Raw genomic sequence first — 15,344 nt, forward strand, 5'->3', positions numbered from 1 at the left:
TAACGTTATTATGTTTAGGCATTTTGCTGGCCTTGTTTTGCTTGCGCGTGTGCTTGCGCTGCAGAAAGTATTTCTTGAAGTTGCGTTAAGCTTTGATCGTAAGGAATAATTTCCAACATTTTTTGTTGCAGGAAGAACTTGATCACCGGCATTAAATCAATGGATTGATCAATGCGAGGATCATTACCACGGCTATAAGCGCCAATAGCAATCAAATCTTTATTTTGCTGGTAGAGTGAGTAGACTTGCTTTAGTTGCCGAGCAAGTTGTTGATGCTCATCACTGGTCACCATCGGCATAACACGGCTAATCGAGCCTTCAATATCAACAGCGGGGTAATGCCCTGAATCGGCTAAGGCACGAGATAAAACAATATGTCCATCTAAAATAGCACGCGCCGCATCAGCAATCGGATCTTGTAAATCATCACCTTCGGTTAATACGGTGAAAAATGCGGTAATTGATCCCTGACCATCGCCACCATTACCGGCTCGTTCAACCAGTTGGGGTAACTTTGAAAAGACCGAGGGCGGATAACCTTTGGTTGCCGGTGGTTCACCAACAGCCAGTGCTATTTCTCGTTGCGCTTGGGCATAACGCGTTAGCGAGTCAACCAGTAACAAGACATTCAGACCTTGATCACGAAAGTACTCAGCAATTTGTACGGCAGTTTCACAGCCTTTTAAACGCATTAATGGCGAATTATCGGCAGGCGCCGCAACAACAACTGAACGCGCTCGCCCTTCTTCACCTAAAATTTCTTCGATAAACTCTTTAACTTCTCGACCACGTTCGCCAATGAGCCCCACAACGATAACATCAGCAGTTGTGCCACGTGTCATCATACCTAACAAGACACTTTTACCAACACCTGAGCCAGCAAATAAGCCCATACGCTGACCAATACCAACCGTTAAAAAACTATTAATAGCGCGTACACCAACATCAAGTGGTTCAGTAATACCACGCCTTGATAACGGATTAATCGGCTTATTGTTTATTTGATAATTGCCTGAGTTCTTGATTGGCCCTTTGCCATCGAGTGGTTTACCAACACCGTCAACGACACGGCCGAGTAAATCCATTGAAAAGGGTAAGCGAGCTTTAGTTGTTAGTGGCACAACGCGTGCACCCGGTAAAACGCCTTGTAAGCTTTGCTCTGGCATTAGAAAAGTTATGTCTTTGGAGAAACCAACAATTTCAGCGATTAAATCGCCTTGCGCCGTTTCGACTAAACATTGGCTGCCAACTGCCGCTTTTACGCCAACAGCTTCAAGCGTTAATCCAACTACTCGGACTAAACGCCCAGCAACAGAGACTTTATGCGGGTGCACAAACTCTTGGCAGTTTTTTAGTCTTTCATTAAGGCGAGAAATATCAACCATAGCGGTATTTTGACTCTTTTGTACAAGAAATTACTGATGTAGTGCATCTTGCAAAAACGAGTCCAATACTTCTTTTATTCGAGATTTAACACTAAGGTCAATATTAGAGGTGCTATTTTCAATTTGACAACTACCCGGAACTAATTGCGGAGCAGCGAGTAAACGCCAACCTTGCTCTTGCACATGTTTAGCGCCAAATTGCTTTTCAACACGCTTAATATCGTTGGGGTGTAATAAAATTTGCGTTTGTGCTTCTTGGCTAGGTAACGCTTTTATACCTGCAGAAATCGCAGCAATAATAATATTAGGATTAGTTTTAGCTTCTTCTAAGGTAATCGCTTCAGTGAGTTCTACCACAAGATGAAGTAATTGTTGTTCAACATTTTTTTCGACATCGAGTAATGGCTTATGAAGCTGTTCAGTAAGTGACGCCCATGCAGCTGATTGTTCATCGATACTTTCTTTTGCTTCAGCTAAGCCAGTTTCAAGGCCTTCTTGGTGACCGAGTACCACACCTTCTTCATGGCCAGAGACTTTACCTTCTTCATAACCTTTCGCAAAACCTTCTTCCTTGCCTTGATTAAGGCCTTCATCAAATGCAGCTTGACGAATATTTTCAATATCTTCTGCCGTTAATGGCGCGATTTCTTCTTCAACAAAATCTTCAGGGGGCTCGAAACGCCAAGCGACTTTCTTTCCCATAGCATTGGTTGTTTCATCTTTAATTTTATTTTCAGATTCAACTGTCGGCAATGACCAAACATCGGTTTCTTGTTCGGCATTATGTTTAATAACTTCAGCATTCGATTTATTTAATAATTTCATAATATTTTATAACAGTAAGTTTTGACTGACCTAAAAATATAAGGTTTATAAGAACTCATCACCACCACCAGCGCCACCAAGCATAATTTCTCCAGCGTCAGATAATCGTCGAGCAACAGATAATATTTCTTTTTGTGCGGCTTCAACTTCACTAATACGCACAGGTCCCATAGCTTCAAGGTCATCTACCAGCATTTCAGCGGCACGTTTGGACATATTAGCCATAATTTTTTCTTTCAGCACATCATCTGCGCCTTTAATTGCTTTCATCAACGCATCTTGTTGTACTTCACGTAATATCGCTTGAATACCACGGTCGTCTACATCGGCAAGGTTTTCGAAAACAAACATCAAGTCTTGAATTTGTTGACTCATCTCTTCGTCATGTTCACGAATTGAATCCATTAGCATACCTTCAACATTGGTATCCAAATAGTTCATAATGTCAGCTGCTGCTTTCAAACCGCCCATTTTAGCGGCTTGTGCACCTGCTTGACCGGCAAACTGTTTTTCCATAATTTCATTAAGTTCTTGTAATGCTGCCGGTTGAACTTCTTCAAGGTTGGCAATACGCATCATTAAATCTAAACGCACTTTTTCGGCAAACTGGCTCATAATTTCAGCCGATTGATCAGGGTCTAAATAGGAAAGTACAATGGTTTGAATTTGAGGATGCTCGTTACGAATAATATTAGCTACTTGTTTTGAGTCCATCCATTTCAATGAATCTAAACCTTTTGCACCGCCTCCCATGACAATTTGATCAATTAAATTACCGGCTTTGTCTTCACCTAATGCTGCAGTTAATGCCTTGCGAACGAATTCTTCACTTTGGAAGCCAATGGTACTGAAGTTTTGTATTTCATGGATAAAGAGCTTATGAACAGCGGTAATTTTTTCTTGGGTGAAATCTTCCATGGCAGCCATAACCATGCCCACTTGTTGAACCTGCTTAGGCTCTAAGTGTTTTAATATTTGCGCGGCATCTTCTTCAGATAAACTTAGTAATAATATCGCAGCTTTCTCTGCACCATCTAGTTTGTCAACGTCAAACCCCTTAGGTGCAGGGGCTAACTCTTGCATTTCATCACTCATCTTCGTTCAACCAACTTTTAACCACTTGAGAGGAAAGTTCAGGCTCATTAGCAACAAGCGCTCGAACAGCTTTTAGTATATCTTCATCGCGATGTAAATCAGGTAATTGTAAACTACCATCAGGTGCAAAACCTACTGCCGCCGCATCAAAATCTGATGTTAGCATATCCATGGTTTCATCACCCAAATCAATGTGGCTATCAAGTGATTTATCACCGTAATCATCAGGTGTTTGATCAGGGTTAATAAGACGTTTAAGCATAGGTTTAACAACGGCAAGTATCAATACAATAATAACTAATGCGCCCATACCTAATTTGAAAAACTTTAATATATCCGGATTCTCATAGAAAGGAACTTTAGGAGCATCCTCAATAATTTGACGAGAAAATGGTAAGGTAACGACTTCTAATACATCACCACGTTGTAAATTAAAACCAATACTCCCTTGTAATAAGCGACGAATATTTGACATTTCTTCAACAGATCTCGGTGAATCGGTAATGACGCCTTCAGCATCAGCAGTTGCCAAGTAATCAAGTGCAACAGAAACGCTTACTCGACGAACGACACCAGCTTGCTGCTTGGTATGGCTAATGGCTTCGTCTAATTCATAATTTTTTGTTGATTCAAGGTGTTTACGACCAGGCATTGATCTTTGTTGTGCACCACCATTAGCATTTTCTGGAATATTTGAATCAAGTGGTGGTTGATTGCTTAATGCTCCTGGAATACCACCCAGTAAACCACCGATAGTGCTGTCTTCCACTTTCATTTCACTACGCAATGCTGGTAAATCTGAATTATAACGACGCTGCATTTCTTCACTTGAGGTGAAATCCATAGTCACATTAACTTGTGCGGTGTAGCTCCCTAAGCCAACGACAGGGATGAGTATGCTATCTATTTTGTTTAAATATTCATTTTCTCTTTTTTTCTCCATTTCAAATTCTTTGCGTGAGCGAGAAGAAACAGAGGTTTGTGAACCAGAATTAAGTAAACGACCATTTTGATCTGTCACTGTAACTCGGTTAGGCTCCATCCCCTGAACGGCAGAAGCAATAATATCAACAACAGAGTCAACTTCTTCTTCAGATAACATCCGCCCTTTACGCATAGTTAATACCACAGTGCCCGATGGGCTGCGGGTACGTTTAGCAAAAATATTTTCACGGGGTATCGCCAGTAAGACTTTTGCTCTAGAGATAGATTGCAGTTCTTCAATGGTGCGAGCCAATTGCTGCTCACGAGAAAACTTGAGACGTTCTGTTTCAAGGCGCTGACTGACACCAAAACCCATATCCTGCATAATAATTTCACTACCTTCTGTTGGTTCATCAGATAAACCTTCACGGGCCAGTAAAATTTTAATTTCTTGATATTGATCACTTTGTACTGAAATAGTGTTGTTTGCTTGACGATAATCCACTTGGTTAGCGTCTAGAAAGTCCATTGTTTTGATTAATTGTTCGGTAGGTTGTTTGGCAAGAAATCTATATTCGGCTTGATTGGCCCACATAATAACAAAAACAGCAATAGCTAAACATATTGCCAATGCCATAATTAAGGTGACTTGGCGTAATAAGTCGACATTACCCATAGCAGAAGCAAAGCCTGATTTTTGCTCATCAGCCATATTATCAACACCATCACTTGCCATTAGCCCGGTGCCGCCATCGCCAGCAACCATTGAATTATTATCAGCCACTTAATTTCTCCACTACCACTTGATTTTATTACGAAATACTATCTATTTTATACAAAGGTATTGTTAAACTGGCATATTCATTATTTCTTTATATGCTTCAACAAACTTATTACGTACTTGTACGGTGGCATCAAAAGCAATACCGGCTTTAGCGGAAGCAACCATGGTGTCAGCAAGCGTAACGCTACGGTCGCCCATTTCAAAAGCTATTTTCTTTGCTCCAGACTCTTTTTGAATATCATTGACATTATTCACCGCATCTTTAAGCATATCGCCAAAATTACTGGTCGACTTGTTTAGCGCTGGAATAGCGCTGTCTTCCATGCCAAGGTTATTGCCCATTTTTTCAAATGAAGCCCCCTGCAACGAAGAGTTTCCAAGCGACATACTTTGCATTTGTGCGTATAAAGAATTGGTATCGATATTCATGAGCTACTCACTTGTGTCAATTTTTTGCTACTAAGCCTATAAATAACGGTTTAAGTAACGATATAACGATGATATTGCAAGCATGGTGCCAGTATGAGAATTAAAGAATTATCGAGGCTGTGGAAGGTTTAATCAGTGGAAACTGCAGATAGCAGTAAAGCCAATATTTTAAATGAAAATATTGGCTTTATAGGAATATTACCGTTTTTAGCGATTGTTAGGCTGGTATTTGAATGCCCGAATCACGCATTCTTGCTATTTTATAGCGTAGCGTTCTTGGGCTAATGCCTAATCGTTCAGCAACATCTTTACGGCTACCTTGGCAAGCGGTGAGGGTATCAAGAATAATTTGATGCTCTTGTATTTTTAATTCATTACCAAGCATGTCTTCGCTATTATTTTCTAACGCCACATCAGTAATAATTTCACTGTCGAAATTTTCAATTAACAAGTCACCAGCATTAATAATCTGGTCGCTATGCAAAATAATGGCTCGTTGAATAACATTGTCTAATTCACGAACATTGCCTGGCCAATCGTAACTCATCAGTTTATTTCTCGCCGAAGCGGTTAGTTCTGGAATAGCCATGTTGTTCGCTAACGATGCTTGAGTAATTAAATGTTTGGCTAATGGCACAATATCATCTCTGCGTTTATTTAATGCTAACCACGTTAATGGAAAGACATTTAAACGGTAGTAGAGATCTTCACGGAAGATACCATCTTTTACAGCCACTCTTAAATCACGGTTGCTGGTTGCGATAACACGAACATCAAGCTTAATAGTTTTACGACCCCCTAAGCGTTCAACTTCTCGCTCTTGTAAGACCCGTAAAATTTTTGCTTGTAAGCCGAGATCCATTTCTGTGATCTCATCTAATAAAATGGTACCGCCCTGTGCTTGTTCAAATTTACCCGGGCACGCTTGAATGGCTCCGGTAAAGGCACCTTTTTCATAACCAAATAAAGTCGCTTCCAGCATGTTCTCTGGAATTGCAGCACAATTTATAGCAACAAAGGGCTTATCACTTCGGTTCGAGTGATAATGAACGTATTGTGCTAATACTTCCTTACCAGAACCACTGGGGCCAAGCACCATAACAGAAGCATCGGTGGTCGCGACTTTCTTTGCTAACGCCAATAGTTCAATACTTTGTGCGTCGGCAACCACAGGTTCATAGCGACTAGTCACATTCAATGGCACATATTGGTTGACCATATTGAGCAGCACTTCTGGTGCAAAAGGTTTTGCCATATAGTTACAGGCCCCATCACGCATCGCTTGAACAGCATCATGAATCGTACCGTATGCCGTCATCATCAGCACAGGTAAATTTGGCCAGTTTCTTTTAATACTATTGAGTAGTGTTAAGCCCGACATACCATCCATTTGCACGTCACTAACGACGAGATCAACACTTTGTTCTTTAAGCGTGAGTAAAGCATCTTCACCTGATTGAGCTTCAATACATTGATAACCTGATAACTTTAAAGTATCCATCAGGGCTTCACGTAATCCTGCATCATCTTCAACAACTAATATTTTACTTTGATTCATTAGTGTTCTCCCCGTTAACATTGTTTGTGTCTAGAATAGGTAAGTGAATACAAAAGTGCGCGCCCTCTCCTGGCTTACTCACTAAGCGAACGTCGCCTTGATGAGCCTTAGCAACTGACTTTACCACCGCTAAACCTAAGCCGGTTCCCTGTGCCCTTGATGTATAAAAAGGTTCAAAGATTTTATTGGCAAGCTCTTCACTAATACCTTGACCATTATCTTGTACACTAATATAAGCGTATTCATTTTGGCAGTAGGTGGTAATAGAGATCTCCGCACCCTGCTTAATAACTTGTAAACTGTTGTGAATTAAGTTTTCAATAGCACCGCTTAACGCACGTTTATTACCTAAGATTTGGCAATCATCATCACAAAGCTTAATGTTTACTTTCGCTTTGGCCTGAACAATTAATGCTTCTACGGCGTTAACTGAATGGGTAATCAATTTATTAATTGAAAGTGGTTCAACAACTTTTTGCTTGCCACTTTTTGAAAACAACAACATATCGTTAACTTGTTGTTCTAGGTCGTGCAAGCGCGCCATTAATTTGTCTTGAAAGCTACTTCGATCGTCTGAAGAAAGCTTTTTATTTTTTAAATTTGCGCCATATAACATAGCAGCAGAAAGCGGTGTGCGAATTTGATGAGCAAGCTTTGAAACCAAATGACCTAATGACGATAAACGCTGCATATGGCTAAGCTTATCTTGTAATAAACGCGTTTCGGTCAAATCAGTGATCATAATTAACTGGCCAGGTTGATCACCTAAAGCAGTAATTTCTAATTTAACTCGGCGGCCGTCTTTTAATGACACTTCATGCCAATCGTCGGCACGAGGTTTAAACGAGCGTTTAATAACATCAAACCAAGCTTGACCAAGAATCGGTTCATCGAGTAACAAACTAGCAATTTTATTGGTTTTAATAACAATACCGTTACCATCAAGCATTATCATCCCGGTCGGCATAACATCAATAATTTGCTCAAGTTGATTAGACTTTTGACGAAGTAACGATAGCTCGCCACGGTATGCTTCACTTTCTAACGTATCGCTATGGGCAAATGACTGCGGAGTAAAAGCAAACTTAGCTTTATGAAACAGATTATCGTCCACACAATGAATGGGTGTAGACAATTTAGAAGATGCTGATGAATGTGAAACTGCAACGGCCATATACTTTACTCAATTTAGAAATACCAACTGAATAAAGCATTAACTATGCCAAAGAGGTTTTTTATTAATTTACATGATGTTAGAAGCTATTTTTAGAACAATTCTTGCCGTCAAAGATTTGGCTTTACTGTCTAAAAGCATTCAATTCAGCCAAAGATAAAGACGCTAACCCTTGCGATACTTTCCAGTACAACGGCTGTTGTGATAACGGATATAACATTCAATATCTATGATTAACCTAGGATATTAGTTAATGTTTTTTTGTAAGTTATACTTACGCATTTTTTCAACTAATGTGGTTCGACGCATCCCTAATAATTCTGCCGAGCGTGCAACAACCCAATCATTTTTTTCAAGTGCTTGGTTTATCATCGACACTTCAAGGTCCGCTAAGTATTCTTTTAAATTCAAGCCATCGTTTGGCAAAACATCAACCACAGATGCTTCATCTGGTTGGTCATCAAAACTGCTGGTATCTTCTTCGTCATCATAATCAAAGCCAGAAAATAGCTCATTTATCGCATCACGTTCTTGCAACTCATCAGGGTATTCAGGTTGATACTCTTCAACATCGATATGACGATACTTTGCCGGTAATTCACTGACATTAACCACTTGCTCAGCAAACATAATGATCATACGTTCAATTAAGTTAGATAATTCTCGAACATTACCTGCCCAAGCATGTAATTTTAAAGATTCAATCGCTTGCTCAGTAAAACGAACACTTTGTCCTTGCTCTGCTTCAAAACGAGAAATAAGTTCTTTAATCAATAATGGAATATCTTCTTTTCTATCACGTAATGCCGGTGTTTCAATAGGAAAAACATTAAGACGATAGAATAAATCTTCGCGGAATGTGCCTGCGGTGATCATATCTTCTAAGTGCTGATGGGTTGCAGCAATAATACGAACATTGGTTTTAATACTCTTAGCGCCACCGACACGCTCAAAAGTACGTTCTTGCAGAACACGAAGTAGCTTCACTTGCATGGGTTGAGGCATATCACCTATTTCATCAAGAAATAACGTGCCCCCCTCGGCCATTTCAAAACGCCCTTTACGAGTAGAAATAGCGCCCGTAAAGGCACCTTTTTCATGACCAAATAATTCACTTTCCAATAATTCACCGGGTATAGCGCCACAGTTAACCGGAACAAAAGGCCCCTTAGCGCGGTCAGATAAATTATGAATATTACGTGCGACAACTTCTTTACCCGTACCTGACTCACCTAAAACCAAGACACTGGCTTGCGTACAAGCAACTTGTTCAATTAAAAAGCGCACTTGTAACATAGGTTCACTGGCGCCCACCAAAGAGCGGAATAACAAATTAGGGCCGTTGTGGTTTCGCTTTGAGGGTAATTGGTTATGGTATTGATGACAGTGGTGTACTTGCTCAGTAAGCTGAGCATAATTTAAAGGCACCGCTAAACTGCCTAAAACATTAACAGCACCACTTAATAAAGTAGCGTCGAGTACATCATGAAGGATAAAAGGTGTTTCAGGGTGTTTTTTAACAAAACCGACCAGTAAATCACTGACCTTGCCACACAAAACCACCGTAAGAATATTATCAGTTTCTTTAAAATACTGCTCAATATCATCTTCAGGACACACATGAAAATGTTCACCGACAAATGATAATACGGTCGCTATTTGATCGCGTCTGGCAATGTCGTTATCAACGACAAGTACATGTTTTTGACCCTGCATATATCTAAAAAAACCATATTTTTGTTATCTATAATTTTATTCTAGCGAGATATTCTAAACAAGCAACAAAAGATTGACGCTAATTGGTCATTAATTTGACAAAAAATAAGAGATATATAATTTAATAATAAAAATAGTAATGAAACTAGCGAAAAACCATAAGAATCAATAAAAAATAATTGATACGCTATTGTGTCTTATTGTAACTAGGCACATAATTTGCTTATTAAAATATATATTATTAGCAAGTCATTCGTTTACCGTGGCTATTAAAAATAAGCTAGAATTTGTGGGGATAAATATGACAACTATGTTTGATAATAAGAGTATTCTTATTACTGGCGGTACAGGTTCGTTTGGCAAGCTTTATGTTAAGACATTACTTGAACGATATAACCCTAAAAAAATCATAATCTATTCAAGAGATGAGTTGAAGCAGTCTGAAATGCAACAAGTTTTCAATCAACCTTGTATGCGTTACTTTATTGGCGATGTAAGAGATGGGAACCGCTTAAGAAGAGCAATGAAAGGGGTTGACTTAGTCATTCATGCAGCTGCATTAAAACAAGTTCCTGCCGCTGAATATAACCCCATGGAATGTATTAAAACAAATATTAATGGTGCTGAAAATGTCATTGAAGCGGCTCTTGATAATGATGTAGAAAGGGTTATTGCTCTATCCACCGACAAAGCCGCGAATCCGATAAGTCTTTATGGTGCAACGAAATTAGCTTCTGATAAGTTATTCGTTGCAGCGAATAACATGAGTGGCGGTCACAAAACATTATTTTCAGTAGTACGTTACGGTAATGTTGTTGGTTCTCGTGGCTCAGTGGTTCCCTTTTTTCAAAAGCTTGTTAACGAAAAAGCCCCCATCACGGTTACCCATGAAGAAATGACTCGTTTTTGGATCACTCTGCAACAAGGTGTAGACTTTGTTTTGAAGAACTTTGAACGCATGCTCGGTGGCGAAGTTTTCGTTCCTAAAATCCCTTCAATGCGAGTGATGGATTTAGCAAAGGCGATGGCGCCTAGATCAACTATCGATATTATTGGCATTCGTCCCGGTGAAAAGTTACATGAAATAATGTGTCCTGCCGACGATTGTTACCATACTTATGAATATGATGACCACTTTGTTATTGCTCCAAGTATCAGCTTTTCAAGTAGAAGTAATGACTTTACACACAATGCCTTAAATGAAACGGGGGCAGTTGTTGAACCTGGGTTTGAATATAATTCAAAAAATAACAAGCACTTCTTAACCGAAAAAGAACTTATCAGTTTTAATCATATGGCTGAAGAATGATCCCTTACGGTAAACAAAAAATCAGCCAAGAAGACATCGATAGCGTTATTAGTGTTCTTTCTTCTGACTTTTTAACTCAGGGCCCTCAGGTCCCTTTATTTGAAAAAAAGCTAGCCAATTATTGTCAGACTGACTTTGCCTGTGCGGTAAATAGCGCAACGTCTGCATTGCATATAGCTTGCCTTGCATTAGAGGTTCAAGCTAATGATATAGTTTGGACTTCGCCGATTTCCTTTGTAGCTTCGGCTAATTGTGCGCTTTATTGCGGAGCATCTATTGATTTTGTCGATATAGATATTACTACCGGAAATATTTGTGTATTGGCTTTAAGAGCAAAGCTAGAGCAAGCTAAAATTACCCATACACTTCCGAAAGTAATTATCCCTGTGCACTTGGCTGGACAGTCATGTTTGATGCAAGAAATTAAAACATTGAGCCAACAATATAATTTTGCCATTATTGAAGATGCTTCACATGCAATTGGTGCGTATTATCAAAATAAAGCCGTTGGAAATTGCCAGTATTCTGACATTAGTATTTTTAGTTTTCATCCAGTAAAAATTATTACCAGTGCAGAAGGAGGCATGGCATTAACCAATAACCCAGAATTAATTGAAAAGTTACGTTTATACCGGAGCCACGGTGTTACTGCTGATCCACAGCAATTTAAAGGTGAAAGCCACGGTCCTTGGTATTACCAACAAATAGCTCTCGGCTATAACTACCGAATGACAGAGCTGCAAGCTGCGCTTGGTGTTAGTCAATTAACTCAATTAGATGTTTTTGTTAAACAACGAAACACCTTGGCACATGTATATGACCAAGCTTTCGCTCAAACCGACCTAACACCATTAACACCAACCGCAGATAACTATTCCGCTTATCATTTATATATAGTTTTACTTCCACAAGCTGATACAAAACAACACCATAAAATGATCACACGATTAAGAGCCGCAAAAATTTTTGCTCATGTTCATTACATTCCTATTCATACTCAGCCTTATTATCAAGAGTTAGGTTTTAACTGGGGGGATTTCCCTATCGCTGAAGATTATTACCATCGTGCTATATCGCTCCCCTTATACCCAGAACTAACGCGTGAAGATCAACAATATGTTATTGATACTGTAATAAATTTATTATGAAACTCGCCTTAGGTACAGTTCAATTCGGTATCGATTACGGTATAAGTAACCGACAAGGGAAAGTAGTCCTCCACGAAGTAGAAAACATCTTATCTTTGGCGAGAGCTCATGGTATTACCACCCTAGACACGGCGGCCGCTTATGGTGATAGTGAGCAAGCTATTGGTACATTAAATGCTAGTAGCGGCTTTTCCATTGTTACGAAAATTCCCACTTTAGCAAAGGTCACGTCGACCATAAGTGATTTGCTAGAAATCAGTTTAGCCCATCTTAAAACTAAGCAAGTACAAGCTTTGATGTTTCACAGCGCTAAGGATTTATTAGGAGCAAAGGGTGAACATTATTATCAGCAAGCGAGCATATTAAAACAGCAAGGAAAAATTAATCAGCTTGGCGTGTCTGTGTATAACCCTAAACAATTGGATAAACTGATGCAAAAATTTGATCTTGATATCGTTCAAGTGCCATTAAACTGCATGGACCAACGCTTTACTAACACTGAACTTCGCCAACAATTACAAACAAAAAAGATTGAAGTACATGTTCGCTCTGTTTTTTTACAAGGCTTGTTACTGATGCCATTACCTGAACTTGCCCCTTACTTTCAGCCATTCCACCCTCAGTTAAATAGTTTTCATGCTTTATGTAAACAATTAAATTGCCAGGCGTTAACGTTAGCTTTATCAATTATTCATCAAAATCCATTTATTAATAAGGCAGTCATAGGTTGTTGTTCAACACAACAACTTGAACAAATTATTGAGCATTATTATTTAGCAAAGAAACTCAGTAAAACGCACAAAAATGCCATTGCACAACTATCCTGTAGCAACGAAGCATTAATTAATCCGAGCAACTGGTCGATACAATATAAGTAACTATTTATCCATAAAAGTAATGAACCAAAATGACAGTTAATATAATTTTACAAGCAAGAATGAACTCTAGCCGTTTACCTGGAAAAGTATTAATGCCTATTTTAGGGCAACCTATACTAGCACTTCAAATTGCACGTTTAGCTAAAGTAACTCAAGTGAACAAACTTATTATTGCCACCAGCACAGAGCCAAGTGACGATGCGATTGATCGTTTATGCGATACACTCAACATCGCGTGTTTTAGGGGAAATTTAAACAACGTACTTGACAGGTATTACCAAGCTAGTCTGCTTTATCCGAGTGAACATATCGTTAGGATCACCGGTGACTGTCCATTAATTGACGCCCAAGTTATTGATCATGTTATTTTAGCGCATTTAACTGGCGGCTTTGATTACACCAACAATTGTGAACCAGCCACTTTCCCTGATGGCTTAGATGTTGAAGTGATGACAAAAAAAACATTGAAATCTTCGTGGTTACAAGCCGTTAAACCTTCTGAATTAGAACATGTCACCCTCTTTATTAGAAACCATCCAGAGCAATTTAGTTGTGGCTCATACCTACATGAATGTGATCTTTCAGCACATAGATGGACAGTTGATGAACAAGAAGATTTTGAATTAGTTGAAAGAATATATAATGACCTATACCCAAAAAACAACAATTTTAGTTTCCAAGATATATTAAAATACTTAGCAAAACACCCTGCTTTATTGAAAATAAACCAGGATTTCACCCGCAATCAAGGGTTATTAACATCACTCAAAAATGATAAAGAGCAAGGTTATGCCTAGAAAATACGAACAATCAAATACATGGTTAACTCGCGCTGAAAAAACTATTCCTTTAGGATCACAAACCTTCAGCAAGAGTCAGATTTCTTACCCTAAAGGTGTTTCTCCTCTCTTTATTAAACGCGGCCAAGATTGCCAAGTATGGGATGCTGATGATAATCAATATACTGATTTTGTCAGCGGTTTACTTTCAGTATCATTAGGCTATTGCAACGAGACTGTTGATAATGCCGTTATTAAGCAAATAAAATCTGGCGTAACTTTTTCTTTACCACATCAACTTGAAATGCAAGTTGCTGAAAAACTGGTTGAGTTAATTCCCTGTGCTGATATGGTACGATTTGGTAAAAATGGTAGTGATGCAACCTCTGCAGCCATCAGACTTGCTCGCGCTTATACTGGTAAAGAACATATTGCGGTATGTGGTTATCACGGCTGGCAAGACTGGTACATAGGTTCAACAACGCGAAGTTTAGGCGTACCAGAAAGCACTAAGTCGTTAACGCACACTTTTAAATATAATGATATTTCATCACTAGAACAAATATTCAGACAGCAAGAAAACAAAATAGCCGTGGTTATTTTAGAGCCGATGAATACTCACTTTCCTCAAGATAATTTTTTACAAAAAGTAAAAGAGCTATGTAAGAAACAAGGTGCGGTATTAATTTTTGATGAAACCATCACCGGATTTCGTTTCTCGATGGGCGGTGCGCAGGAGTTATTTGATGTAACGCCAGATTTAGCGACGTTTGGCAAAGGAATGGCCAATGGTTATCCTATTTCTGCGGTGGTCGGTCGAAAAGATATAATGATGCTTATGGAAGATATCTTTTTCTCGGGTACATTTGCAGGTGAAACCTTGTCGTTAGCCGCAACACAAGCAACGTTAAACTTTATGGAACAACATAATGTGATTGCACATTTAACGGCCATGGGAGAAAAGTTACAAGCAGGTTTAGAAAAAATAATTGACGACATGCAAGCCCAAAAATGGCTAAGCTTAAGCGGTCACCCTGTTTGGTCATTTTTAAACATAGCTGAACAAGGCCGTTATAGCGCCATCGAATTAAAATCATTATTTTTGCAAGAAATGGCGAGAAGAGGAATTTTGCTAGGTGGAGGACATAACTTAAGTTACGCCCATAAATCAGCTGATATTGACAAGCTATTATTAGCTTATAAAGCCGTGTTACCTATTTTAGCCAACACCATTAAAAAAAATAATTTTGATAGTGTTTTTAAAGGTGAGTTATTACAACCTGTATTTAAGGTGCGTTAAGTATGACTCCCTTAATTTTAAAATATAACAAGCTGAGTAA

At 39.0% G+C, this 15,344-nt stretch carries 13 protein-coding genes; 5 read left to right on the forward strand and 8 right to left on the reverse strand.

Annotated features, from left to right (window positions below; genetic code table 11):
* Positions 1 to 14: 14 nt before the first annotated feature.
* The 8 genes from fliI to H4J66_RS17020 form a co-directional block, all read right to left on the reverse strand.
* A complete protein-coding gene (gene fliI, locus H4J66_RS16985; RefSeq protein WP_070374630.1) occupies positions 15 to 1,385 on the reverse strand; it encodes a flagellar protein export ATPase FliI in 1,371 nt (456 codons plus the stop codon).
* Between the two features lie 30 nt (positions 1,386 to 1,415).
* A complete protein-coding gene (fliH, locus tag H4J66_RS16990; RefSeq protein ID WP_182176137.1) occupies positions 1,416 to 2,210 on the reverse strand; it encodes a flagellar assembly protein FliH in 795 nt (264 codons plus the stop codon).
* Positions 2,211 to 2,255: 45 nt separating this feature from the next.
* A complete protein-coding gene (gene fliG / locus H4J66_RS16995) occupies positions 2,256 to 3,305 on the reverse strand; it encodes a flagellar motor switch protein FliG (RefSeq protein ID WP_182176138.1) in 1,050 nt (349 codons plus the stop codon).
* A complete protein-coding gene (fliF, locus tag H4J66_RS17000; RefSeq protein ID WP_182176522.1) occupies positions 3,298 to 4,995 on the reverse strand; it encodes a flagellar basal-body MS-ring/collar protein FliF in 1,698 nt (565 codons plus the stop codon). Before fliF ends, fliG begins: the two co-directional genes overlap by 8 nt.
* Positions 4,996 to 5,076: 81 nt before the next feature.
* Positions 5,077 to 5,442 carry a flagellar hook-basal body complex protein FliE gene (gene fliE / locus H4J66_RS17005; RefSeq protein ID WP_182176139.1) on the reverse strand — a complete coding sequence of 122 codons (366 nt, stop codon included), beginning with the start codon at positions 5,440 to 5,442 and terminating at the stop codon, positions 5,077 to 5,079.
* A gap of 217 nt (positions 5,443 to 5,659) precedes the next feature.
* Positions 5,660 to 7,000: a sigma-54 dependent transcriptional regulator gene (locus tag H4J66_RS17010; protein WP_182176140.1), complete on the reverse strand. Its 1,341-nt coding sequence runs from the start codon at positions 6,998 to 7,000 to the stop codon at positions 5,660 to 5,662.
* Positions 6,987 to 8,174 (reverse strand): PAS domain-containing sensor histidine kinase, encoded by a 1,188-nt coding sequence (locus H4J66_RS17015; protein WP_182176141.1) that lies wholly within the window; start codon positions 8,172 to 8,174, stop codon positions 6,987 to 6,989. Before H4J66_RS17015 ends, H4J66_RS17010 begins: the two co-directional genes overlap by 14 nt.
* A 246-nt stretch (positions 8,175 to 8,420) precedes the next feature.
* Positions 8,421 to 9,890: a sigma-54 dependent transcriptional regulator gene (locus tag H4J66_RS17020; protein ID WP_182176142.1), complete on the reverse strand. Its 1,470-nt coding sequence runs from the start codon at positions 9,888 to 9,890 to the stop codon at positions 8,421 to 8,423.
* A 310-nt stretch (positions 9,891 to 10,200) separates the two neighbouring features.
* Here H4J66_RS17020 and pseB point away from each other — a divergent pair, with 310 nt between their 5' ends.
* From pseB to H4J66_RS17045, 5 genes are read left to right on the forward strand one after another with little or no spacing between them, the layout of a single operon-like run.
* On the forward strand, positions 10,201 to 11,199 hold the full coding sequence (gene pseB, locus H4J66_RS17025) for a UDP-N-acetylglucosamine 4,6-dehydratase (inverting) (RefSeq protein ID WP_182176523.1): 999 nt from the start codon (positions 10,201 to 10,203) through the stop codon (positions 11,197 to 11,199).
* Positions 11,196 to 12,347 (forward strand): UDP-4-amino-4,6-dideoxy-N-acetyl-beta-L-altrosamine transaminase, encoded by a 1,152-nt coding sequence (gene pseC, locus H4J66_RS17030; RefSeq protein ID WP_182176143.1) that lies wholly within the window; start codon positions 11,196 to 11,198, stop codon positions 12,345 to 12,347. Before pseB ends, pseC begins: the two co-directional genes overlap by 4 nt.
* A complete protein-coding gene (locus tag H4J66_RS17035; protein WP_182176144.1) occupies positions 12,344 to 13,225 on the forward strand; it encodes an aldo/keto reductase in 882 nt (293 codons plus the stop codon). The genes pseC and H4J66_RS17035 overlap by 4 nt, the downstream gene beginning before the upstream one ends.
* Positions 13,226 to 13,254: 29 nt before the next feature.
* Positions 13,255 to 14,022 (forward strand): cytidylyltransferase domain-containing protein, encoded by a 768-nt coding sequence (locus H4J66_RS17040; protein WP_182176145.1) that lies wholly within the window; start codon positions 13,255 to 13,257, stop codon positions 14,020 to 14,022.
* The gene (locus H4J66_RS17045) at positions 14,015 to 15,304 is read left to right on the forward strand and encodes an aminotransferase class III-fold pyridoxal phosphate-dependent enzyme (RefSeq protein WP_182176146.1); all 1,290 of its coding nucleotides are present in this window, start codon (positions 14,015 to 14,017) and stop codon (positions 15,302 to 15,304) included. The genes H4J66_RS17040 and H4J66_RS17045 overlap by 8 nt, the downstream gene beginning before the upstream one ends.
* Positions 15,305 to 15,344: the final 40 nt, after the last annotated feature.

It is taken from the genome of Colwellia sp. MB3u-55 (assembly GCF_014076785.1).
GTDB lineage: Bacteria > Pseudomonadota > Gammaproteobacteria > Enterobacterales > Alteromonadaceae > Colwellia_A.

Bases quoted from the DNA above. Each gene is read 5' to 3' on its own strand.
- fliG (WP_182176138.1), bottom strand. From the start codon at position 3,305: ATGAGTGATGAAATGCAAGAGTTAGCCCCTGCACCTAAGGGGTTTGAC.
- H4J66_RS17010 (WP_182176140.1), bottom strand. From the start codon at position 7,000: ATGAATCAAAGTAAAATATTAGTTGTTGAAGATGATGCAGGATTACGT.
- pseC (WP_182176143.1), top strand. From the start codon at position 11,196: ATGATCCCTTACGGTAAACAAAAAATCAGCCAAGAAGACATCGATAGC.
- H4J66_RS17045 (WP_182176146.1), top strand. From the start codon at position 14,015: ATGCCTAGAAAATACGAACAATCAAATACATGGTTAACTCGCGCTGAA.
- H4J66_RS17015 (WP_182176141.1), bottom strand. From the start codon at position 8,174: ATGGCCGTTGCAGTTTCACATTCATCAGCATCTTCTAAATTGTCTACA.
- H4J66_RS17040 (WP_182176145.1), top strand. From the start codon at position 13,255: ATGACAGTTAATATAATTTTACAAGCAAGAATGAACTCTAGCCGTTTA.
- pseB (WP_182176523.1), top strand. From the start codon at position 10,201: ATGTTTGATAATAAGAGTATTCTTATTACTGGCGGTACAGGTTCGTTT.
- H4J66_RS17020 (WP_182176142.1), bottom strand. From the start codon at position 9,890: ATGCAGGGTCAAAAACATGTACTTGTCGTTGATAACGACATTGCCAGA.
- H4J66_RS17035 (WP_182176144.1), top strand. From the start codon at position 12,344: ATGAAACTCGCCTTAGGTACAGTTCAATTCGGTATCGATTACGGTATA.
- fliH (WP_182176137.1), bottom strand. From the start codon at position 2,210: ATGAAATTATTAAATAAATCGAATGCTGAAGTTATTAAACATAATGCC.
- fliF (WP_182176522.1), bottom strand. From the start codon at position 4,995: ATGGTTGCTGGCGATGGCGGCACCGGGCTAATGGCAAGTGATGGTGTT.
- fliI (WP_070374630.1), bottom strand. From the start codon at position 1,385: ATGGTTGATATTTCTCGCCTTAATGAAAGACTAAAAAACTGCCAAGAG.
- fliE (WP_182176139.1), bottom strand. From the start codon at position 5,442: ATGAATATCGATACCAATTCTTTATACGCACAAATGCAAAGTATGTCG.